This is a genomic window from Rhizobium sp. Root1334 (assembly GCF_001426665.1).
GTDB lineage: Bacteria > Pseudomonadota > Alphaproteobacteria > Rhizobiales > Rhizobiaceae > Pararhizobium.
The window spans coordinates 428,240-446,917 of sequence record NZ_LMEY01000001.1 but is presented as its reverse complement, the minus strand read 5'-3'; the positions used below and the strand labels follow the sequence as shown (position 1 = coordinate 446,917).

The following is an 18,678-nucleotide window of genomic DNA, read 5'->3' as shown; positions in this document are numbered from 1 at the left end:
CCGAGCTGGTTGCGGGTGCTATCGATTTAGCGACACGATCCGAAAACTTTACGAATAGGTTAGGCCCGTTTCATCAGCGGAAATCGTTCTTTCAACAGCCGCTGGATCGATTCCGATCCGATTGGCGGTCCGAACAGGAAGCTCTGGCCGAAATCGCAGCCCATCTGCGAGAGCTGGACGGCGTCTTCCTCGGATTCGATGCCTTCGGCGACGACCTGCATCTCCAGTTCACGCGCCATGGTGATGACCGAGCGCAGGAGGATAGAGCGCTTGTCGCTGGGGTCGCGGACCAGTGATTTGTCGATCTTGATCGTGTCGAACGGAAAGCGGGTAAGGTAGGCCAGCGACGAATGGCCGGTGCCGAAATCGTCGAGCGCCAGTCTGAGGCCCGCGTCCTTCAGTTTTTCCAGAACCAGACGCGCCTGTTCCGGGTTTTCCATCACGACGGATTCGGTCAGTTCCACCTTCACCTTATGCGGATCGCAATGGTTCTTGTTCAAGACCCCGCGGATATCATCATAGAGGTCGTTGTTGAGCAGCTGCGCACTCGACAGGTTGACGGAGACGAAGACCGGCAGTTCTCCGGTCTGGATCTGCCATTCCGTCAGGTCGCTCGTTGCCCGCTCAAAGGCAAACATGCCCAGCTCGTTGATCAGATCGCAGCTTTCGGCAATCGGGATGAATTCCGAGGGCGAGATGCTGCCGCGCTTGGGGTGCTCCCAGCGCATCAGTGCCTCGAAGCCGGCGATCTCGGCATCCACCAGGCGCACGATCGGCTGGTAGACGAGGCTCAGTTCCTTGCGTTCGATGGCGCGGCGCAGATCGGTTTCAAGCTGCAGGCGATCGGTGCCGGAAGCGCGGAAGGCGGGGCGGAAAGGTTCGACACGGTTGCCTCCGGCCTTCTTGGCGCGGAACATCGCCAACTCGGCATCATCGAGCAGGCCTGCGGCATTTTCCTGCTGATCGACCCAGGAAACGAGACCGATCGACGCCGTCAGGTTGATTTCGCGATTACCGAAATTGAGCGGCACCATGATCGCCTTGGAGATCGCGTCGGCGAAATCGGCAATCTTGGCCGTATCGCGTTCGGACATCAGGATCAGCCCGAATTCATCGCTGCCGAGACGTGCCAGCGTATCCTGCGGTTTCACCAGCCGCCGCAGGCGGCGGGTCAGCGCGATCAGAATGTTGTCGCCGGCCGCGATGCCCAGCATGTCGTTGACCTGCTTGTAGCGGTCGATGTCGATGGTGATGACGGTGGGACGTACCGCACTCGAACCGGGCGCCAGCGAGAGAAGCGATTGCAGCCGGTCGAGGAAAATCTGTCGGTTCGGTAATCCGGTCAGATTGTCGTTGAGTGCGTTGTGCAGCAGACGATCGACCGAGTTCTTCTGCTCGGTGATATCGACGATAGTGCCGACGCAGCGAATGATCTCGCCATTGGCGCCAAGCACCGGCCGGGCACGGATCGACAGCCAGTGGTAATGACCGTCCTCGGCGCGAACGCGGAACTCGTGGTTCAGCCGCCCTTTGCGGTGCTCCAGAAGGACGTCCAGCGTTGCCCGGAACCGGTCGCGGTCATCCGGGTGCAGGCGCGGCAGCCAGTTGCGGGCAGCCCCGTGCATGGTACCGGGCGACAGGCCAAGCTGGGCGGAAATGTCTGGAATGGTCACGACCCGGTCACGCGCCACGTCCCAATCCCAGACCGTATCGCCAGACCCCGTCAACGCCAGCGATTGACGTTCCAGATCGGAAAACAGACCCTGGCTATAGGCGCCACCGGCAAAGGCGTGCTGCATCACCGTAAAGCCGATCAGCAATACGATCAGGACAAGGCCGCCGCCGAGCGCCGGCTGGACAATGTCATTGGCGAGCTGGCCCGTCACCGTCAGCCACGCACCGAACAGCCAGACGAGGATCAGAAGCCATGCGGGCACCAAAAGGATGGCGCGGTCGTAGCGATTGAATCCGAGATAGGCGATCAGCACGATGCCGGCCGTGCCGGTCAGTGCGAAGGAAAGGCGGGCGATGCCAGACGCGATGGCCGGGTCATAGATCGCCACACCGAACAGAAGGCCAAGGCCAAGGATCCAGGCGAGCGTCGCATAGCTCAGATGCTGATGCCAGCGGTTGAGGTTGAGATAGGTGAACAGGAAGACCACAAGGCCGGCGGCAAGAAACACCTCGCTGCCCGCGCGCCATATGCGCTCGTCGCCCGCGGTGATCGAGATCAGTTTCGACAGGAAACCGAAGTCGACGCAGATATAGGCAAGCACCGCCCAGGCGAGTGCCGCCGTTGCCGGCAGCATCGAGGTTCCCTTGACGACGAACAGGATCGTCAGGAACACGGCCAGCAGGCCGGCAATGCCAAGTACGATGCCGCGATAGAGTGTGAAAGCGTTAACCGTGTCCTTGTAGGCGTCAGGCTGCCAGAGATAGATTTGCGGCAGGTCGGGACCGGCGAGTTCGGCAACGAAGGTGATGACCGAGCCGGGGTTGAGCGTGATGCGGAAGACATCGGCCTCGTCGCTCGGCTGGCGGTCCAGCGCAAAACCTTCCGAGGGCGTGATCGACAGGATTCGCTGCGATCCGAGGTCCGGCCAGAACAGCTTTGAATTCACCAGACGGAAATGCGGAGCGACGATGACGCGCTCCAGCTGTTCTTCCGAAACGTTTGCAAGCGCAAACACCGCCCAGTCGCCTTGATGATTATCGGCGCTCGAGCGGACCTCGATGCGCCGGACGATGCCGTCGGTGCCGGGCGCCGTCGAGACTTGGAAGGCTTCGCCGCGGCCGGTATAGATTTCCGTCGTCGCGGTGAGATCAAGTGCCGTGTCCTCGCGCGAAATCTTGACGGGCTCGGTGGCAAAGGCCGCGCCGCTACCGATCAGGCAGAACGTGATCATCATGGCGGTGAGAAGCGCCAAGAGCCTTCGTGCTGACGGGTGAAGTGGCAGGCGTGTCAAAAACATCAATCACTCGAATTCTTATGTTGCATGCTGTCCTGCGAGAGGAGGGAGAACATCAGGTGATCCCGCCATTGCCCGTTGATTTTCAGGTATTCCCGCAAATAGCCTTCGCGCTGAAACCCGGCCTTTTCAAGGAGCCGGATGCTTCTGTGGTTCTCGGGAATACAGGCTGCTTCAATACGGTGCAACTGAAGGCTCGAAAAGATATAGGGGATAGCCAGTTTAACGGCCTGTGCCATGTGCCCCTTGCCGGCAAATCTCTCGCCCATCCAGTAGCCGATCATGCAGCATTGGGCAGCACCCCGGCGGATATAGCCGATGGTCAGGCCGCCGATCAGCTGGTCTTCCTGGCGCGAAACGATGAACAACGGCACCGCCTGGCCGGAAGAGAATTCCTGTTCGTTGCGGATGACGCGGGTACGAAAGGCGCTCTCCGTCATCTCGTCGGCCCGCCATGTCGGCTCCCAGGGCTCGAGAAAGGCGCGGCTTTCGCTGCGCAGCTGATACCATTGGCGATAGTCGGCAGATTTCGGCAGGCGCAGCACATGTGTCGCATTGCCAATCTCGATCGGACCCGGCTGCCGTGACAGAAACCGAAAGACCGATCGTGTCATAGAAGCCTCCGCAACGGATGGGTTGATGCCATATGCGAGAGTGCCGGGCGCTCGACGAACGCCCGGAGGTCGCTCATCAGAAAAAAGCTAGCCGTTGGCAGCCCGAACCCGGACGGCCTTGTTGGAAAGTGCACCGAGGATGTCGTCCATCGGCGCCAGTTTTTCGACCGGGCCGATTGCCGACAGCGTCGGAACCGTATCGAAGAACAGGCGGCCGGCAAGATCCGTCAGGCGTTCGATGGTGATGCCGGACAGGCGCTCCATCAGCTCTTCATTCGGGATCGGGCGGCCGTAGAGCATCATCTGGCGGGCAATCTGGCCGGCGCGGGCCGCGGGGCTTTCCTGTCCCATCAGAAGCTGGGCGCGAATCTGGGCGCGGGCGCGATCGATTTCCTGCTGCTCGATCTTCATCGACGACTTGCGCAGCTCGTCGATGATGACGGGCATCAGTTCCGGCAGGTTTTCGCCACCGGTTGCCGCGTGCACGCCGAAGATGCCGGTATCGGAAAAGCCCCAATGGAAGGCATAGACCGAATAGCAAAGACCACGATGCTCGCGCACTTCCTGGAACAGGCGGGACGACATGCCGCCACCAAGGATGTTGGCCAGAATCTGCGAACAGTAGAAATCGCGGGCGTGATAAGCCTTGCCCTCGAAACCGAGCAGCACCTGCGCGTCCATCAGGTCACGGCTTTCGCGCACGTCGCCACCGGTGTAATGGGCGGTCTCGGAGACGGGGGGAGCCACCGGCTTTTGCGGCAGGCTGGAAAAGCGGTCTTCAACCTGTCGCACAAAGCTATCATGATCGAGCGCGCCGGCACCGACGACGAACATGCGGTCGGTGGTGTAATTGCGGTCGAGATAGGTGCGGATCTGTTCGGGCGTGAAAGACAAAACCGTGTCCGGCGTGCCGAGGATCGGACGGCCGATGGTCTGGTTGGCAAACGCGGTTTCAGCGAATTTGTCGAAGACGACATCGTCCGGCGTGTCGTTGGCGGCGCCGATTTCCTGCAGGATGACCTGCTTTTCGCGCTGCAGTTCGTCCTCGTCGAAGGAGGATTCCGTCAGGATATCGGCGAGGATATCGACCGCAAGCGGAACGTCGTCCTGAAGAATGCGGGCGTAGTAGGAGGTGGTTTCCGTTGAAGTCGCGGCGTTGACTTCGCCGCCGACATTTTCGATCTGTTCGGCAATATCGCGGGCGGATCGCCGTGCGGTGCCCTTGAACGCCATATGTTCCAGCAGATGGGCAATTCCGTGCTCGTCCGTGGTTTCATCGCGTGAACCGGATTTGATCCAGACCCCGAGTGCGACGCTTTCAAGATGCGGCATGTTCTCGGTGACGACCGTCAACCCGGATTGGAGCCGGGTGCACTCAACTTTCATCATACGTCTTTCTGCGTCCTTATTTCCGGATGCGGGCCCGCTCGTTGATAAAGGTTTCAACAGCTTTTAGCTCGGCGTCGAGAACGTCGAAACGCTCCTCCCTGACCATCAGATTAGCAAGCCACGTTGGAAGCGCCGGGTCAATACCACTGGCCGATTTTACTGCGGCGGGGAATTTTGCCGGGTGCGCGGTGGCCAGTGTCACCATCGGCACGCTCGATGTTTCATGCTTGTTGGCAACGAAAACGCCGATCGCCGTGTGCGGGTCGAGCAGATAGCCGGTCGCGTCCAGCGTCTTGGCGATGGTTTTCGCCACATCCTTTTCCGACGCCCGCCCGGCCCGGAACACCTTGCGGATCGATTTCAGCGCGTCTTCTTCGATCTCGAAGGAGCCGGATTGCTTCAGGTTGGCCATGGCACCCCGCACCTTGGAGGCGTCGCGGCCATAGGCTTCGAACAGCAGCCGTTCGAAATTGGACGAAATCTGAATGTCCATGGACGGCGAGGTGGTCGCCTTGACGTCGCGCATCTCGTAACGGCCGGTATCAAGCGTGCGAGCGAGAATGTCGTTCTCGTTGGTTGCAACCACCAGCTTGTCGATGGGCAGGCCCATCTGGCGGGCGACGTAACCGGCGAAGATATCGCCGAAATTGCCGGTCGGAACCGTGAACGAAACCATTCGGTCGGGGCCGCCGAGCGCCAGTGCCGTGGTGAAATAATAGACGATCTGAGCCATGATGCGGGCCCAGTTGATCGAGTTGACGCCGGACAAAGCCACGCCGTCGCGGAAGGCAACGTCGTTGAACATCTCTTTGACGAGGCTCTGGCAATCGTCGAAATTGCCGTTGATCGCCAGCGCATGGACGTTGCCTGCGGTCGAGGTGGTCATCTGGCGCTGCTGCACTGGCGAGACCTTGCCATGCGGGAAGAGGATGAAGATGTCGGTGCGGTCGCGCCCGGCAAAGGCATCGATCGCTGCGCCACCGGTATCGCCCGAGGTGGCGCCGACAATGGTGGCGCGCTCGTTGCGTTCGGTCAGCACGTAGTCCATCAGCCGCCCGAGCAGCTGCATCGCCACGTCCTTGAAAGCGAGCGTCGAGCCATGGAACAGCTCCATGATGAAGGCGTTCGGACCGGTCTGGACGAGGGGAGCGATCGCCGGATGGCGGAACGTCGCATAGGCCTCATCGATCATCGAACGGAACTTGTCGTCCGGAATTTCACCGTCGATAAAGGGCTTCAGGACCGTGAAGGCGATGTCCTGATAGGATTTGCCGCGCATGGCGCGGATTTCCTTTTTGGTGAAGCTCGGCCATTCGGCAGGAACATACAGGCCGCCGTCGCGGCCAAGGCCTGCCAGGAGCGCATCGCAAAAACCCAGCGAACGGGCTTCGCCCCGCGTCGAGATATACTTCACCGTGACCATCCTTCGTCGTCTGTTTGCTGCCGCAGACGTTGCGGCGGGAATTGAACGGCACCCTAATGGAACGGGGTGGGAACCACGGTCCTTTTTGCGTCAACCCTTGGCAAAGCTGACGGAAATATCGGTATTTTACCTGTAGCCGGCCAATTCAGTGCGTCCTGAAAAATTGGCGTTCCGGCGTCAGACTCCATTCGATTTTTCAATGCGTCGCTGCTATAGACCATCGCCAAGGGTCTTGAAAGGCTCAAGTTGCAGGGCTGAAAACCGAAAAATACCTTATTTTACGGTCAGTCACGCCTGCGGCATCAATTTGCGCAAGGCAGGGGGTCAAGTCAGGTGTTTGGTAAAGTTTCCATCCGTCTTCTCGGAATTTCACTTCTCGTGGTCATCGCAGGCTGCAACAAAACGGATACCGGCGGTGCCATCGACGCCGGTGGCAGCGCTGCGGCGCCGACGCCCGCCGTCATCCAGGGCTCTTGCCCGCAGGTCTACCTGCTTGATGGCACTGCCAACTACCGTACCTATGCCAAGGGCGCCAAGGATGATCCGACCAAGATCGTTTATCAGGCGTCGTTGGCCGATACGACCCGCCAGTGCGTCCAGAACGAGAGCCAGCTGGTGATGACCGTTGTCGTCCAGGGCCGCGTCGTTTCAGGCCCAGCCGGTGGCGCCGGTACGGTAAACCTGCCGATCCGGGTCGCTGCGACCGACGGCAAGAACACGCTCTATTCGGAACTGACGCAATACCCGGTCGAAGTCCCGGCCGGTACCGGCTCCGCCCAGTTCATCTTCACCAAGACCAACATCGCGCTGCCCGGCGGCGCCGGCGATTTCGCCAAGATCTATGTCGGCTTCGACGAAGGTCCGGCCGCGGGCAAGAAAAAGAAGAAGTAAGCAGTTTCTGCTTCGAAACAAAAAAAGCCGGCGCGAGAAAATCGCGCCGGCTTTTTTGTTCAGGTTTTGATCAAGCCGTCAGCGTTTCCGACCATTGCGACAGCGCCGCAATGACGCCCGGAAGCGCGCTCATGCGTGAAATCACGGTTTCGGCGCCGGCTTCAGTCAGCTTGTCGGCATGCGAGGGATAGCTGTGCGATGCACCGGTGAAGCCGACGACGCGCATGCCGGCGGCAATTGCGCCATGGATGCCGTGGACGGAATCCTCGATCACCAGAACGCGCGACGGATGGACGCCGAACTGTCTTGCGCCATGCAGGAAGATGTCCGGCTTCGGCTTGACCTTGTCTTCGCCGAGATCGCGGGCCGAATAGATGTGCTTGCCGAAATGATCCTTGATGCCGACCTTGGCCAGCATCGAGGCGAGCCGCGCCGATGTCGAGTTCGAGCAGATGCAATGTGGCAGCGTCAGCTGCGCCAGCATCGGCTTGACGCCGTCGATAATGTTGAGGTCTTCGGCCAGGCGCTTGTCGAGGATGGCTTCGACCTTGGTCAGCATCGAGGCCGAAAACGGGATATCGGCTTCCTTCTCGATGGCAAGCAGCGTGTTGTGCCAGGTCATGCCGGCAAAGCGCTCGGCCATTTCCTCGGTGCTGATCGGATAACCGGATTCCGTCAGAAGTTCTGCTTCGACTTCGCTGGCGATGATTTCGGAATCGACGAGAACGCCGTCGCAGTCGAAGATGATGAGATCAATGCTGGTCATGTCGGGAGTGTCCTTCGGGGAGATGCTGGCCGTGTACACGATGCCGCCTGAAAGCTCAACCGCGGCAAGCGGAAACCTGCCATGCACGCGAAGCGGACTGGTTGAATTACGCGCTTCAATGAAGGACCTGCTTTTTACAGGCAAGGGCCGGGTCTGGCGGCGGGTGCCTTGACGAAGTCGATGAAAGCCCGGAGCGGGGCGGGTACCAGCCGCCGTCCTGGATAGTAGAGGAACGGCCCTGGGAAGGACTGCCACCAGGGTTCAAGAACGGGCTCCAGTGCGCCGGTGTCCAGATGCGGCCGCAGCCAGTCCTCAAACAGCGAAATGATCCCTGTTCCAGCAATCGCGGCATCGACGGCGAGATCGATCGATCCGCCGACGCTGACGATCAGCGGCCCCACGGGATCAACCCGCACCACCTCGCCATCATGCTCGAACTCCCAAGGTGCCGTCGTCCTGCCGCTTGCAAAGCGGCCGAGCAGGCAGGCATGACCAAGCAGTTCACGCGGATGAAGGGGCCGGCCCCGGCGGTCGAGATAGGCGGGGGACGCCGCGGTGGCAAAGCGCTGGACACGCGGGCCGATCGGCACAGCGATCATGTCCTGCTCCAGCCGTTCGTCATAGCGGATGCCGGCGTCGCAGCCTGCCGCAAGCACATCGACAAAGCTGTCGTCGGTGACAATCTCCAGTCTTATATCCGGATAGGCAGCCAGGAACGGCGGTATGATCTCCGGCAGCACCAGCCGCGCCGCGCTGACTGGAACGTTGAGGCGAAGGGTGCCAGCTGGCCGGTCGCGAAAGCCGTTGACCACGTCAAGTGCTGCTTCCACTTCGGTCAATGCTGGCCCCAGCCGTTCCAGCAAGCCCTTGCCGGCTTCGGTCGGAACCACGCTTCGTGTCGTCCGGTTCAGCAGCCTGACGCCCAGTTGGGCTTCCAGGCGGCGCACCGCTTCGCTGAGAAAGGAGGCGCTGCTGCCACTGGTTCGCGCACCCTCGCGAAAACCACCGGCACGCGCCACCGCGACAAACGCATTCAGATCGCCCAGATCAGTCTTCATTGTTCGCCATTCCGCACATGCTGTGCAGATTATGGCCCGTTTTCATGCATGCCGACAACGCCTATCTTGGTATCGGCTCTTGAAAGGAATGAGATCATGTCAATTATCGATCAGTCGGGTACATTCACTCTTGGTAACCGCGGCGTCAAACGGCTCGGCTACGGTGCCATGCAGCTCGCAGGCCCGGGTGTTTTCGGTCCGCCGAAGGATCACGATGCGGCGCTCGCCGTGCTGCGCGCGGCTGTCGAAAGCGGGGTCGATCATATCGATACCAGCGATTTCTATGGCCCGCATGTCACCAACAAGCTCATCCGCGAAGCGCTGCATCCGTATCGCGACGATCTGGTCATCGTCACCAAGGTCGGCGCCCGGCGCGGCGAGGACAAGTCGTGGATCCCGGCTTTCTCGCGTGAGGAACTAACAAAGGCAGTACACGACAATCTTCGCAATCTGGGCCTGGATGTCATCGAGATCGTCAATCTTCGCCTGATGTTCAGCGTTTATGGTCCGGCGGAAGGGTCGTTGGAAGCTCCATTGACAGTGCTGGCGGATCTCCAACGGCAGGGCTTGATCCGTCACATCGGGCTCAGCAACGTAACCGCCGCGCAGATCGCTGAAGGGCGTGGCATCGCCGAGATCGTTTGTGTCCAGAACCAGTATAATCTGGCCCACCGGGACGATGATGCCCTGATCGATGATCTTGCCCGCGATGGTATCGCCTACGTCCCGTTCTTCCCGCTCGGCGGTTTCAGCCCGCTGCAGTCATCGACGCTGTCGGACGTTGCAACCCGCCTGAACGCCACCCCGATGCAGGTGGCACTGGCCTGGCTGTTGCGCCGCGCGCCGAACATCCTGCTCATCCCCGGGACTTCGTCCCTCGGCCATCTTCGTGAAAACCTTGCCGCAGCGGAACTGGTGCTGCCGGATGAGACTGTCAGCGAATTGGACAAGGTTGCCGGCATCGCCGCCTGACGACATTTGGCCATCGGGAGCATCCGCTGCTTCTCTGTTCACAGGGGCGCAGCGGAGCGCGGGACAGGAAGGCTGCTGGCCATCGGTTGCCGCTCGCCGCATTGCCGGGTAAAATCTGATTTTGATCCAGCAAGGCCCCCATGACCGTTCGCCTGCGCCCACATCATCTCCTCTGCATGCTGACCTTCGTCGGCAAGGGCTATACGGCTGCTTTCACCGAAAATTACATCCGCATCGCCGCCCGCCTTTCAGCGGGCGAGGATATTCTCGTGGTCGAAGGGCCGGACGATGTCTGTGCGCCGATGCTGGGCGAGCCGGGCATGCACTGTCTTGACAGAAGTGTGACCGATCGTGACCGGAAGGCGAGCGATGCGGTCGAGGCCTTGCTCAAGCACCCTGCCGCGCCGGGCGCCTCGCTCTGTCCCAGTGCAGATTTCCTGCAGCGGATGCGTGATGCTTTCAGCACGGGTTCCATCCGGGAGGGCTGCGCCCGCTGCGAATGGTCGCCGCTCTGCACCGGTATTGCCAGTGCAGGCTTCGACGGTGTGCTGGTGGTGGCGCCGGATAGCCAGCCACCACATGGCTCTGTGTGAGGCGAACGGTAATGAACTCTTGCATGAGCAACGGAAACGCGACGTGAGCGCCGCGGGTGTTTGTGGGCTGCGTCTATCGGATGGCCTCGATGGGTGAGGCATCAGCTCGCGCCGCAAGCTCGGCCAGCGCCAGCGCACCGACGCCCGCCACGAGGAAGCCGGCCGAGAGCGAAAGCGCCGTGCCATCATAAAACGCGCCCAGAGTGACGGCAAACAAGGTAGCGATGAGGCTTGATCCGGAGGCGATCAGGGACGCACCAAGGCCCGCAACCTGTCCAAGCGAACGCATGGCCATGGCGTTGAGATTGCCGAACAGCACGCCGATCGCAAAGAACGCCGAGAAGGCGAGCCCCATCAGGACGGGCAGGGGCAGCCGTCCGCCCCACAATCCGGATGCGGCCAGCATCGCCAGGCCCGCCGCTGCCAGTCCGGCAAATCCGCAGCGTGCCATGTTGTCAGAACCAAAACGTTGTACGAGCTTGGCATTGAAGAATGAGGCCAGTCCGATCCCCGTAGCCAGAGCCGCAAAATAAAACGGAAACGTGTCTGCAATGCCATAGGCATCAAAAAACAGGTCGGCAGCAGTGCTGAGATAGACGAGCTGTGCTCCGAACACGAGGCCGGTCGCGACGATCAGCAGCGTCACGCGCCGGTTCGACAGGATACGCCATCCGTTCAACACGAGAAACCTCAGCCGAAAGGGAATGCGCCTTTCGGGAAGCAAGGTTTCCGGTTGCCGCATCACCAGCCAGAGGCCGAGCAGGCCTGCCACGCCGAGATAAACCGCAAAGACGCTGCGCCAGCCGCCCACCGTGATGATACCCTGTGCCAAGGCCGGCGCCAGCATCGGTACGAGAATGAACAGCGTGAACATCAGCGACATGACACGGGCCATGGCATCGCCCTCGAACTGGTCGCGGATCATTGCCCGGGTTGCGATCTTCGGGCCGGAGACGCCGATCCCCTGAATGATCCGGCCAAGCACGACCATTTCGAGCGATCCGGCCAGCATGGCGATCACCGTTCCAAGCGCATAGACGCAAAGGCCGAGAACCAGCGCTTTCTTCCGTCCCATCGCGTCGGACAGTGGCCCCAGCAGCAGCTCGCCAAATGCCATGCCGAGGATGAAAAGCGATATGACGTGCTGGGTGGAGAGCGGCGGTGCAGCGCCGACATCCGCCCCGATCTGACGCAACCCCGGCAATAGAGCATCGATGCTGATGGAGGTCAGTGAGGTCAGGCAGGCATAGAGGACGATGCGCTCGCGGAAACTGGCTGGGGATGTCATGGGCCGCATTCAGGGGAAATATCGGGTCCGACCTATAGCAGCCTTCCAGCAAAATCCCATGCCTGCGATGGCTCTTTCGCTTCACGCGTGGATAGCGTGCTCGTGGCGAAGCGCGACCGGTGGCGGCGCGGGCGGGGGGAAGAGCTTTGCGAATTCTTTTTCGCCGGTGCTGGTAAAGCGGATGGCGCGGCTGTCGGGCTCACGCCTGGCCCAGCCCTTGTCGACAAACAGCGTCAGCAACGCCTGTCCCAGCGAACCGGCGAGATGCGAACGGCGCTCGCTCCAGTCGAGGCAGGCGCGACAGACCGGACGGCGTGATCGTGTCAGGGCGGCAAGGTCGATGCCGAGCGCCGTCATCTTGTCCGCGCCTGATGCCGTCAGATGCAGCGTGTCGCCAGCGCCGGAAACCACCTCTTCTGCAATGAGGCTATCGAGCATGCGGACGCCATAATCGCCCGCCAGATGGTTATAGCAGACGCGAGCCTTGCGTAGCGCCGGGTCCTTGGGGCCGGTGCGATGGCGGGTAAAACCGCGATAGGCGGCAAAGCCCATCAGTCCCTCGATCATCAGCCCGACATCGTCATCGGCGAGGGTGAAATAGCGGTGGCGTCCCTGCTTTCGCTGAGCAATCAGGCCTCCGGCTTCGAGCTTCGAAAGGTGCGAACTGGCGGTCTGCAGCGTGATCCCCGCGGTTCCCGCAAGCTCCGTCGCCGTCAGCGCTTTGCCGCCTGTCAGGGCGGTCAGCATGTTGGCGCGGGCGGGGTCACCGATCAGCGAGCCGATGAGAGCAATATCTGGACCTTCTTTCATGCCCGGATTTTAACCGCGCCACCGGCCCCCGGCAAGGCTTCATACTTCGATCGTGATCGAAGCATCTCAGGGCCGCAAACTGGCACAAGAGGTCATCCACAACGAAGGAGAGACCCGTGATCACCTGTTTCATCCGCTACGAAATCGATCCGTTCAAGCGCGAGGAATTCGCCACCTATGCGCGTAATTGGGGGCAAGTGATCCCCCGCAACGGCGCCGACCTGATCGGCTATTTTGCCCCTCACGAGGGCTCGGCCACCACGGCCTATGCCGCCTATCATATCGAGAGCCTTGCAGCCTACGAGGCCTACCGCGCCCGGCTTACCGCCGATCCGCTCGGCATCGAAAATTATCAATTCGCTCGGAAGGAGCGGTTCATTCTCAAGGAAGACCGGATCTTCCTGAAGAATGTGTCATCCCCACATGCGAAAGGCGTGTCGTTTTGATCGCCGTCATCTTCGAGGTCATGCCAGCCGATGACCGTCGCAGCACCTATCTCGATCTGGCGGCGCAGTTGCACAGCAAGCTCAACGAGATCGATGGCTTCCTGTCGATCGAGCGGTTCGAAAGCCTGAAGGTGCCGGGCAAGATCTTGTCCTTGTCGTTCTGGCGCGATGAGGCGGCGATCACCACCTGGCGCAACGGCCCGGAACATCGCGCCGCCCAGCACGCCGGCCGCAATGGCACGTTCGCAGACTACCGCCTGCGCATCGCCAGCGTCATCCGCGACTACGGCATGACCGAACGCGACGAAGCACCGGCCGATAGCCGGGCGTTTCACGCAGTGCCGAAGGAGCGGTAGGCATGCCAGTCGGGAATGACCAGAAGAGGGCGATCACATTGCCCTTTTCTGGTGTAGTGCCGATGGGGGATACTACGGCGAGCCGAATTTTTCGTTCAACACGAGGATCGCCATTTTCAGAGCAGGCAGTTCGTCGATTACGACGCCCCAGATAATCCTGTCCGACAATCCGTGATACTCGTGTCGAAGAACGTTGCCGATGGTGCGAACCTGCGGCCAGGGAACTTCCGGCCGGATTGCCTTAACGTCTTCGGGGAGAGCGCGGCTCGCCTCCGATATGATTTCGATAGCGCGCTGCACCGCATGCTTCAGAAGCCAATCGCTTTGATAGTCCTCGAAGCTTTTACCGGTGGTCGCTCGTTCGATACCAGCGATCGCTTCCAGCGTGTCGCCAAGTGCGTGACGAAACTCCCGCGCCATCAAAATACCTGTACGGCGGATTGTTCGATCCCTGATTTCAGCACCGGATGCAGTCCGTCACGTGTTGTGATGTCGACGGGGATGGACAACTGCGTTTCCAGGAAAAGTTTAATGCCGATCAGATCAAAGGCGTTAAATCGGCTGGCCTGATCGTAGTCGATGAACAGGTCGAGATCGCTGGCAGCGGATGCGGCGTTTCGCGCCGTCGAGCCGAACATAAAAAGCGCTGTGGCACCCATGCCGCGAACGGTTTCGGCCTGCTCCCTTAGTCTCGTTATGGCGTGGCTTCTGTCCATAAAAATAGAATACCGCATCGGCACCGGAGTTTCCATCCTCCTGTATCATTTCGCAAATTTTGCTCGCCCTTCAGCATTTGGTAACCAAGTTCGGTAACCATAAGGGCAATCAGTCCGAGTAAGCGTAGGTGCGAGTGTCCATGTCATCAGTTGTTTCGTTGGCCGAAATCTCCCGCGGCGTCAGCCCTGCCGGCTGGCTCGATTCCATCATCAAGGGCGATTGTGTTGCAGCGCTCGAAGCGCTTCCCGACAATTCCGTCGACGTCGTTTTCGCGGACCCGCCGTATAACCTCCAGCTCGGCGGTTCGCTGCACCGTCCGGACCAGTCGCTCGTCGATGCTGTCGATGACGAGTGGGACCAGTTCGTGTCTTTCGAGGCCTATGACGCCTTTACCCGCGCCTGGCTGCTCGCCTGCCGCCGTGTGTTGAAGCCGACCGGCACGCTCTGGGTCATCGGCTCCTACCACAACATTTTTCGCGTTGGTGCGACGCTGCAGGACCTGAATTTCTGGATCCTCAACGACATCATTTGGCGCAAGACCAACCCGATGCCGAATTTCAAGGGCCGCCGGTTCCAGAACGCCCACGAGACGCTGATCTGGGCAAGCCCCAGCGCCAAGGGCAAGGGCTATACGTTTAATTACGATGCCCTGAAGGCCTCGAACGACGATGTGCAGATGCGCTCCGACTGGCTGTTTCCGATCTGCTCGGGCGGCGAGCGCCTGAAGGGCGACGACGGCAAGAAGGTGCATCCGACCCAGAAGCCGGAAGCGCTGCTGGCCCGCATCCTGATGGCCTCCACCAAGCCGGGCGACGTGGTGCTCGATCCCTTCTTCGGTTCCGGCACGACCGGTGCAGTCGCCAAGCGCCTCGGCCGCCATTTCGTCGGTATCGAGCGCGAGCAGAGCTATATCGATGCCGCCGCCGAACGAATTGCTGCGGTCGAACCGCTCGGCAAGGCAACTTTGTCGGTCATGACCGGCAAGAAGGCCGAGCCGCGGGTTGCCTTCAATACGCTGATCGAAAGTGGCATGATCAAGCCCGGCACGGTTCTGACCGATGCAAGACGCCGCTACAGCGCCATCGTACGCGCCGACGGCACGATTGCCAGCGGTGGCGACGCCGGCTCAATCCATCGCCTCGGCGCCAAGGTGCAGAACCTCGACGCCTGCAATGGCTGGACCTTCTGGCACTATGACGACGGTACGTCGCTGCGTCCGATCGACGATCTGCGCGCCGTCATCCGCAGCGACATGGCCAAGATCAACTGATCTGCCGCACGCCCTGAATGCCGAACGCCGCGCGTCTCAACAGATGCGCGGCGTTTTCATGTAAAGTCATTGCGCTTTGGCGCTGGTCAAGAGCGCCCCTAGGATTTTCCTGCCGGTTCCATCAGGATATCGAAACAGTGGGCGCAGTAGCCGAACTGATAGCCGCTGGTCTGCCAAGGCTCGACCGGCTCTTCGCAACAGATACAGTGAATGATCCAGCGGGCAGGGCTTTCGAAATTGTTCTCCGGGCCGTGCTGCCCGTCCACCGTTTTTTTTTGAATTTCTATATTCTCGTTCATGTGGTCTGCCTCTCCTGTCTGTCGACGGGAACGATTTCCTGAAAAAACAAGTTTCTGAATCGGACGAATTTTTCGGGCATCTGCGCAGATCGGATAGCGGATGGTTCAGCCTGGAATCATCGCGTACAGGGCATTTAAGCTTTATGTGCCTTGCTTGATCGTGAGATGCAAGAACGGCGGTTACACTGGCATCCAGAAATTCCCACGGACGCTTCTTACCTTTCGGTTGCTCGCTGTTTTCGTTCGACGGCGCCGGTTTCGGTGATGTTTTCCAGCCTTTGAAATCGGGTCGGGCGTGCGCGCCTTTAGAACAATTTAACCATCCTGCCTGTAGCTTGGCCTCAAGCAGGACGACCGTGTGATCAACCACGCGAGGCGCGCGGGCCAGCCCGTAAAATGCTTGACGGCGCGGCGAAAGCCAGCCGGTTCAGAGATAGTTTTCGTCCGGTTTCGTACCTTCAGTCCCGGACGATGACTTACACGCCCAGGATCAGCGATGATCCTGGGCGTTTCTGTTTTTCCGGATGCGGTCCACAAAAAAGGAGCCCCGCCGGGGCGGAGCTCCTTTTTGCTGATGGAATTCACCCGGCTTAAAGGAAGAAATCGTCGGCATACATCTTGGTGACGCCATTCACCTTGATCTGGAAGTCGGCACGGCCGTCGCCATTGGTATCGCCTGAAATGATGCCGGCTTTGAATTGCAGTTCGCCCGCCTTGCCGCTGAACGCCGAACCACCGATGAAGCTGAAGCTCTGGTTGCCTGCCGCGCGCGCGTTGGCATCAATCGAACTCAGATCGATGACATCATTTTGCGAAGCACGGAAATCACTGATGACATCGCGTCTGCTGCCAACGGCCGATTCGCTGGCAAAGTCGAAATCGAAAACATCTGCGCCAGCGCCGCCGCTGAGGAAATCGAAGCCAGAACCGCCAAGGAGATAATCATTGCCGGTACCACCGACCAGGTCGTCATCGCCTGAGCCACCAACCAGATCGTCGTCGCCGGTGCCGCCGTAGAGATCGTCGTTGCCAGCGCCGCCATAAAGGTCGTCATTGCCGCCGAGACCTTCAAGAATGTCGTTGCCACCGAGACCTTCCAGGATATTGCGGCCGGAACTGCCGGTGATGTCGTCATGGCCCCTGTTGGTGCCGATGGCATTCTCGATGCTGATCACAGTTTCCCGGTGACCGTTCATCGTCGAAGCCCATCCCTTGCCGAGGTCGATGGTAACGCCCTTGCCGCGCTGGGAATTGTAGTCGTCCTGCAACTGGTAGCTGATCGTGTCGGTGCCGGTGCCGCCGCTGAAATAGTTGTCGGCGCCCCACGACAGGAAGGTGTCGTTGCCGGAATCGCCATAATACTTGCTGGCTTCCGTATCGACTTCGAAGCGATCGTTGCCGTTGCCGCCGGAAACGACGTCATAGTCATTGCTGTCACCTGCACGAATGTCGGCGATGTAGAGATCGTTGCCGTCACCGAGGAAAATATCGTTGCCGCCTTCGAAATAGTTGACGACCTTGTCGTTGCCCGAGCCGGCTTCGACATAGTTGTTGCCGCCATACCTGCTGGTCACGTTCAGATAGATGGTGTCGTTGCCGCCATAACCGTAAATGTCGACCGGACCGCCGCTGTAATCGCCCTGGATAATGCGATTGTTGCCATTGGTGCCATCAATAATAAGCCGTGCCATGGAAATTCCGCCTTTCCGGTGAATAGCAATTCTTAATTTCGAGGCTGATCATGCCGCCGCGAAGGTGAATGACAGCTGAACCAATTGCGGCGTTTTGAAGGTTTCAAAAAGCCTAATATTATTGGAAGTCAGTGACATGGACGTCGATGATCTTGCCCTGATCATTGAAGGTGATGGTTTCTTCTCCCCGGCGAACAAGGGGCTCACCGGTGGAAGCGCTGGTTGCGCGGAGGCTCCAGACCACGCGGGCAGCGAGCGGGGAAACCTGTTCGACCAGACTGTCCTCTGCCACTTGGTCGGGATATTCGGTAAAATATCGCCGGAACGCCGCCATGATATCGGTGCGGCCCTTGAGCCCGCCGACCTTGCCGGAGGAATAGGTTGCGTCATCGGCAAAGAACGCCTCTATGGCTTCAAAATCGAGATCGCCGATCACGGCATGAAAGCGCACGGAGGCGGCAGCGGGATCAAAGGACATGTTCTTGCTGGTCTCCGCCGTCATGCTGCCAGCCCATAGGCCAGAAGGTCTGATTGAAGTGTCTGCGGGTCGGTGAAGTGAACGGCATGCCATCCGGCTGCGCGTGCGCCTTCGACATTGGGCACGCTGTCATCGATGAACAGGGTGGCTGCCGGATCAAGCCCGAAGGACTTGGCGTGCGTCTCGTAGATCGCGATATCCGGCTTGATCAGCCGGATATCGCCCGAAACCGTCACGCCGCGCGGCAGTGTCAGGAAGGGAAACATTTTCTGCGCTTCCTTGAATGTGTCCGAGGCAAAATTGGTCAGCATGGTCACGTCATAGCCCTTGGCGATCAGGCTTTCCATGATCGAGACGCATTCGACATAGGCATGCGGCACCATCTCGTGCCAATATTTGCGGAAGGCACGGATGCTTTCCACATGGTCAGGATGTTCGGCAATCAGCAGGTCTTCCGCTTCGCGCCAGTCGCGGCCGCGATCCTGCTCGATGTTCCAGTCATGGGTGCAGACATTGGCGAAGAACCATTTGCGTTCCGCGTCATCGGGAATGATTCGCGAGAACGGGATATGCGGATCGTAATGGATCAGCACCTTGCCGATATCGAAGACGATGTGACGGATTTCGACGCTGCTCATCAGGTATTCC

The 18,678-nt window shown here is 60.0% G+C and carries 20 protein-coding genes; 6 read left to right on the top strand and 14 right to left on the bottom strand.

Going from position 1 to position 18,678, the window contains the following annotated elements; genetic code table 11:
* Positions 1–59: 59 nt before the first annotated feature.
* The 4 genes from ASD36_RS02200 to thrC all read right to left on the bottom strand — a co-directional run bounded on the left by ASD36_RS02200 (position 60) and on the right by thrC (position 6,395).
* Positions 60–2,972, bottom strand: coding sequence for an EAL domain-containing protein (locus tag ASD36_RS02200; protein ID WP_060503807.1), 2,913 nt, complete (start codon positions 2,970–2,972; stop codon positions 60–62).
* A complete protein-coding gene (locus tag ASD36_RS02195) occupies positions 2,972–3,583 on the bottom strand; it encodes a GNAT family protein (RefSeq protein WP_060503806.1) in 612 nt (203 codons plus the stop codon). Before ASD36_RS02195 ends, ASD36_RS02200 begins: the two co-directional genes overlap by 1 nt.
* Before the next feature lie 87 nt (positions 3,584–3,670).
* Entirely contained in the window at positions 3,671–4,972 is a 1,302-nt protein-coding gene (locus ASD36_RS02190) for a pitrilysin family protein (protein ID WP_112834551.1), read from the bottom strand.
* Positions 4,973–4,988: 16 nt separating this feature from the next.
* Positions 4,989–6,395, bottom strand: coding sequence for a threonine synthase (thrC, locus tag ASD36_RS02185; protein ID WP_200954862.1), 1,407 nt, complete (start codon positions 6,393–6,395; stop codon positions 4,989–4,991).
* A 333-nt stretch (positions 6,396–6,728) separates the two neighbouring features.
* Here thrC and ASD36_RS02180 point away from each other — a divergent pair, with 333 nt between their 5' ends.
* On the top strand, positions 6,729–7,286 hold the full coding sequence (locus tag ASD36_RS02180) for a hypothetical protein (RefSeq protein ID WP_060503805.1): 558 nt from the start codon (positions 6,729–6,731) through the stop codon (positions 7,284–7,286).
* A 70-nt stretch (positions 7,287–7,356) separates the two neighbouring features.
* Here the strand turns inward: ASD36_RS02180 and ASD36_RS02175 are convergent, their stop codons facing one another.
* On the bottom strand, positions 7,357–8,052 hold the full coding sequence (locus tag ASD36_RS02175) for an HAD family hydrolase (protein WP_060503840.1): 696 nt from the start codon (positions 8,050–8,052) through the stop codon (positions 7,357–7,359).
* A gap of 134 nt (positions 8,053–8,186) precedes the next feature.
* Entirely contained in the window at positions 8,187–9,110 is a 924-nt protein-coding gene (locus tag ASD36_RS02170) for a LysR family transcriptional regulator (protein WP_060503804.1), read from the bottom strand.
* A 96-nt stretch (positions 9,111–9,206) separates the two neighbouring features.
* On the opposite strand from ASD36_RS02170, the gene ASD36_RS02165 reads away from it, so the two are divergent.
* Together ASD36_RS02165 and ASD36_RS02160 are read left to right on the top strand one after the other, a co-directional pair.
* A complete protein-coding gene (locus ASD36_RS02165; RefSeq protein ID WP_060503803.1) occupies positions 9,207–10,082 on the top strand; it encodes an aldo/keto reductase family oxidoreductase in 876 nt (291 codons plus the stop codon).
* Between the two features lie 140 nt (positions 10,083–10,222).
* Positions 10,223–10,675 (top strand): DUF1284 domain-containing protein, encoded by a 453-nt coding sequence (locus tag ASD36_RS02160; protein WP_060503802.1) that lies wholly within the window; start codon positions 10,223–10,225, stop codon positions 10,673–10,675.
* A gap of 73 nt (positions 10,676–10,748) precedes the next feature.
* Here ASD36_RS02160 and ASD36_RS02155 read toward each other — a convergent pair whose 3' ends face one another.
* Both ASD36_RS02155 and ASD36_RS02150 read right to left on the bottom strand, forming a co-directional pair.
* A complete protein-coding gene (locus ASD36_RS02155) occupies positions 10,749–11,963 on the bottom strand; it encodes a multidrug effflux MFS transporter (RefSeq protein ID WP_060503839.1) in 1,215 nt (404 codons plus the stop codon).
* Between the two features lie 81 nt (positions 11,964–12,044).
* Positions 12,045–12,773, bottom strand: a complete 729-nt coding sequence (locus tag ASD36_RS02150; protein WP_060503801.1) for a winged helix-turn-helix domain-containing protein — start codon at positions 12,771–12,773, stop codon at positions 12,045–12,047.
* 116 nt (positions 12,774–12,889) lie between these two features.
* Between ASD36_RS02150 and ASD36_RS02145 the strand changes: the two genes are divergently transcribed.
* The gene (locus tag ASD36_RS02145) at positions 12,890–13,219 is read left to right on the top strand and encodes an NIPSNAP family protein (RefSeq protein WP_060503800.1); all 330 of its coding nucleotides are present in this window, start codon (positions 12,890–12,892) and stop codon (positions 13,217–13,219) included.
* Complete coding sequence (locus ASD36_RS02140; protein ID WP_060508720.1) at positions 13,216–13,575, top strand: antibiotic biosynthesis monooxygenase; 360 nt, start codon at positions 13,216–13,218, stop codon at positions 13,573–13,575. Before ASD36_RS02145 ends, ASD36_RS02140 begins: the two co-directional genes overlap by 4 nt.
* Before the next feature lie 72 nt (positions 13,576–13,647).
* Here ASD36_RS02140 and ASD36_RS02135 read toward each other — a convergent pair whose 3' ends face one another.
* Positions 13,648–13,995: a HepT-like ribonuclease domain-containing protein gene (locus ASD36_RS02135; protein WP_060503798.1), complete on the bottom strand. Its 348-nt coding sequence runs from the start codon at positions 13,993–13,995 to the stop codon at positions 13,648–13,650.
* Positions 13,995–14,291: a nucleotidyltransferase domain-containing protein gene (locus ASD36_RS02130; RefSeq protein WP_060503838.1), complete on the bottom strand. Its 297-nt coding sequence runs from the start codon at positions 14,289–14,291 to the stop codon at positions 13,995–13,997. Before ASD36_RS02130 ends, ASD36_RS02135 begins: the two co-directional genes overlap by 1 nt.
* Positions 14,292–14,431: 140 nt before the next feature.
* On the opposite strand from ASD36_RS02130, the gene ASD36_RS02125 reads away from it, so the two are divergent.
* Positions 14,432–15,562 carry a site-specific DNA-methyltransferase gene (locus tag ASD36_RS02125; protein WP_060503797.1) on the top strand — a complete coding sequence of 377 codons (1,131 nt, stop codon included), beginning with the start codon at positions 14,432–14,434 and terminating at the stop codon, positions 15,560–15,562.
* Between the two features lie 98 nt (positions 15,563–15,660).
* Here the strand turns inward: ASD36_RS02125 and ASD36_RS02120 are convergent, their stop codons facing one another.
* The 4 genes from ASD36_RS02120 to ASD36_RS02105 all read right to left on the bottom strand — a co-directional run bounded on the left by ASD36_RS02120 (position 15,661) and on the right by ASD36_RS02105 (position 18,668).
* Positions 15,661–15,861, bottom strand: coding sequence for a hypothetical protein (locus ASD36_RS02120; RefSeq protein ID WP_060508717.1), 201 nt, complete (start codon positions 15,859–15,861; stop codon positions 15,661–15,663).
* 590 nt (positions 15,862–16,451) lie between these two features.
* Positions 16,452–17,552 (bottom strand): calcium-binding protein, encoded by a 1,101-nt coding sequence (locus ASD36_RS02115; RefSeq protein WP_060503795.1) that lies wholly within the window; start codon positions 17,550–17,552, stop codon positions 16,452–16,454.
* 118 nt (positions 17,553–17,670) lie between these two features.
* A complete protein-coding gene (locus ASD36_RS02110) occupies positions 17,671–18,030 on the bottom strand; it encodes a nuclear transport factor 2 family protein (RefSeq protein ID WP_060503837.1) in 360 nt (119 codons plus the stop codon).
* 20 nt (positions 18,031–18,050) lie between these two features.
* Positions 18,051–18,668 carry an HAD family phosphatase gene (locus ASD36_RS02105; protein WP_060503794.1) on the bottom strand — a complete coding sequence of 206 codons (618 nt, stop codon included), beginning with the start codon at positions 18,666–18,668 and terminating at the stop codon, positions 18,051–18,053.
* Positions 18,669–18,678 lie beyond the last annotated feature (10 nt).

What these genes read in the sequence shown, in the direction of transcription:
- ASD36_RS02130 (WP_060503838.1), bottom strand. Translation starts at nt 14,291, where the DNA reads ATGGACAGAAGCCACGCCATAACGAGACTAAGGGAGCAGGCCGAAACC.
- ASD36_RS02120 (WP_060508717.1), bottom strand. Translation starts at nt 15,861, where the DNA reads ATGAACGAGAATATAGAAATTCAAAAAAAAACGGTGGACGGGCAGCAC.
- ASD36_RS02165 (WP_060503803.1), top strand. Translation starts at nt 9,207, where the DNA reads ATGTCAATTATCGATCAGTCGGGTACATTCACTCTTGGTAACCGCGGC.
- ASD36_RS02135 (WP_060503798.1), bottom strand. Translation starts at nt 13,995, where the DNA reads ATGGCGCGGGAGTTTCGTCACGCACTTGGCGACACGCTGGAAGCGATC.
- ASD36_RS02125 (WP_060503797.1), top strand. Translation starts at nt 14,432, where the DNA reads ATGTCATCAGTTGTTTCGTTGGCCGAAATCTCCCGCGGCGTCAGCCCT.
- ASD36_RS02150 (WP_060503801.1), bottom strand. Translation starts at nt 12,773, where the DNA reads ATGAAAGAAGGTCCAGATATTGCTCTCATCGGCTCGCTGATCGGTGAC.
- ASD36_RS02175 (WP_060503840.1), bottom strand. Translation starts at nt 8,052, where the DNA reads ATGACCAGCATTGATCTCATCATCTTCGACTGCGACGGCGTTCTCGTC.
- ASD36_RS02170 (WP_060503804.1), bottom strand. Translation starts at nt 9,110, where the DNA reads ATGAAGACTGATCTGGGCGATCTGAATGCGTTTGTCGCGGTGGCGCGT.
- ASD36_RS02105 (WP_060503794.1), bottom strand. Translation starts at nt 18,668, where the DNA reads ATGAGCAGCGTCGAAATCCGTCACATCGTCTTCGATATCGGCAAGGTG.
- ASD36_RS02110 (WP_060503837.1), bottom strand. Translation starts at nt 18,030, where the DNA reads ATGTCCTTTGATCCCGCTGCCGCCTCCGTGCGCTTTCATGCCGTGATC.
- ASD36_RS02190 (WP_112834551.1), bottom strand. Translation starts at nt 4,972, where the DNA reads ATGATGAAAGTTGAGTGCACCCGGCTCCAATCCGGGTTGACGGTCGTC.
- ASD36_RS02195 (WP_060503806.1), bottom strand. Translation starts at nt 3,583, where the DNA reads ATGACACGATCGGTCTTTCGGTTTCTGTCACGGCAGCCGGGTCCGATC.
- ASD36_RS02155 (WP_060503839.1), bottom strand. Translation starts at nt 11,963, where the DNA reads ATGACATCCCCAGCCAGTTTCCGCGAGCGCATCGTCCTCTATGCCTGC.
- ASD36_RS02115 (WP_060503795.1), bottom strand. Translation starts at nt 17,552, where the DNA reads ATGGCACGGCTTATTATTGATGGCACCAATGGCAACAATCGCATTATC.
- ASD36_RS02200 (WP_060503807.1), bottom strand. Translation starts at nt 2,972, where the DNA reads ATGTTTTTGACACGCCTGCCACTTCACCCGTCAGCACGAAGGCTCTTG.
- ASD36_RS02160 (WP_060503802.1), top strand. Translation starts at nt 10,223, where the DNA reads ATGACCGTTCGCCTGCGCCCACATCATCTCCTCTGCATGCTGACCTTC.
- thrC (WP_200954862.1), bottom strand. Translation starts at nt 6,395, where the DNA reads ATGGTCACGGTGAAGTATATCTCGACGCGGGGCGAAGCCCGTTCGCTG.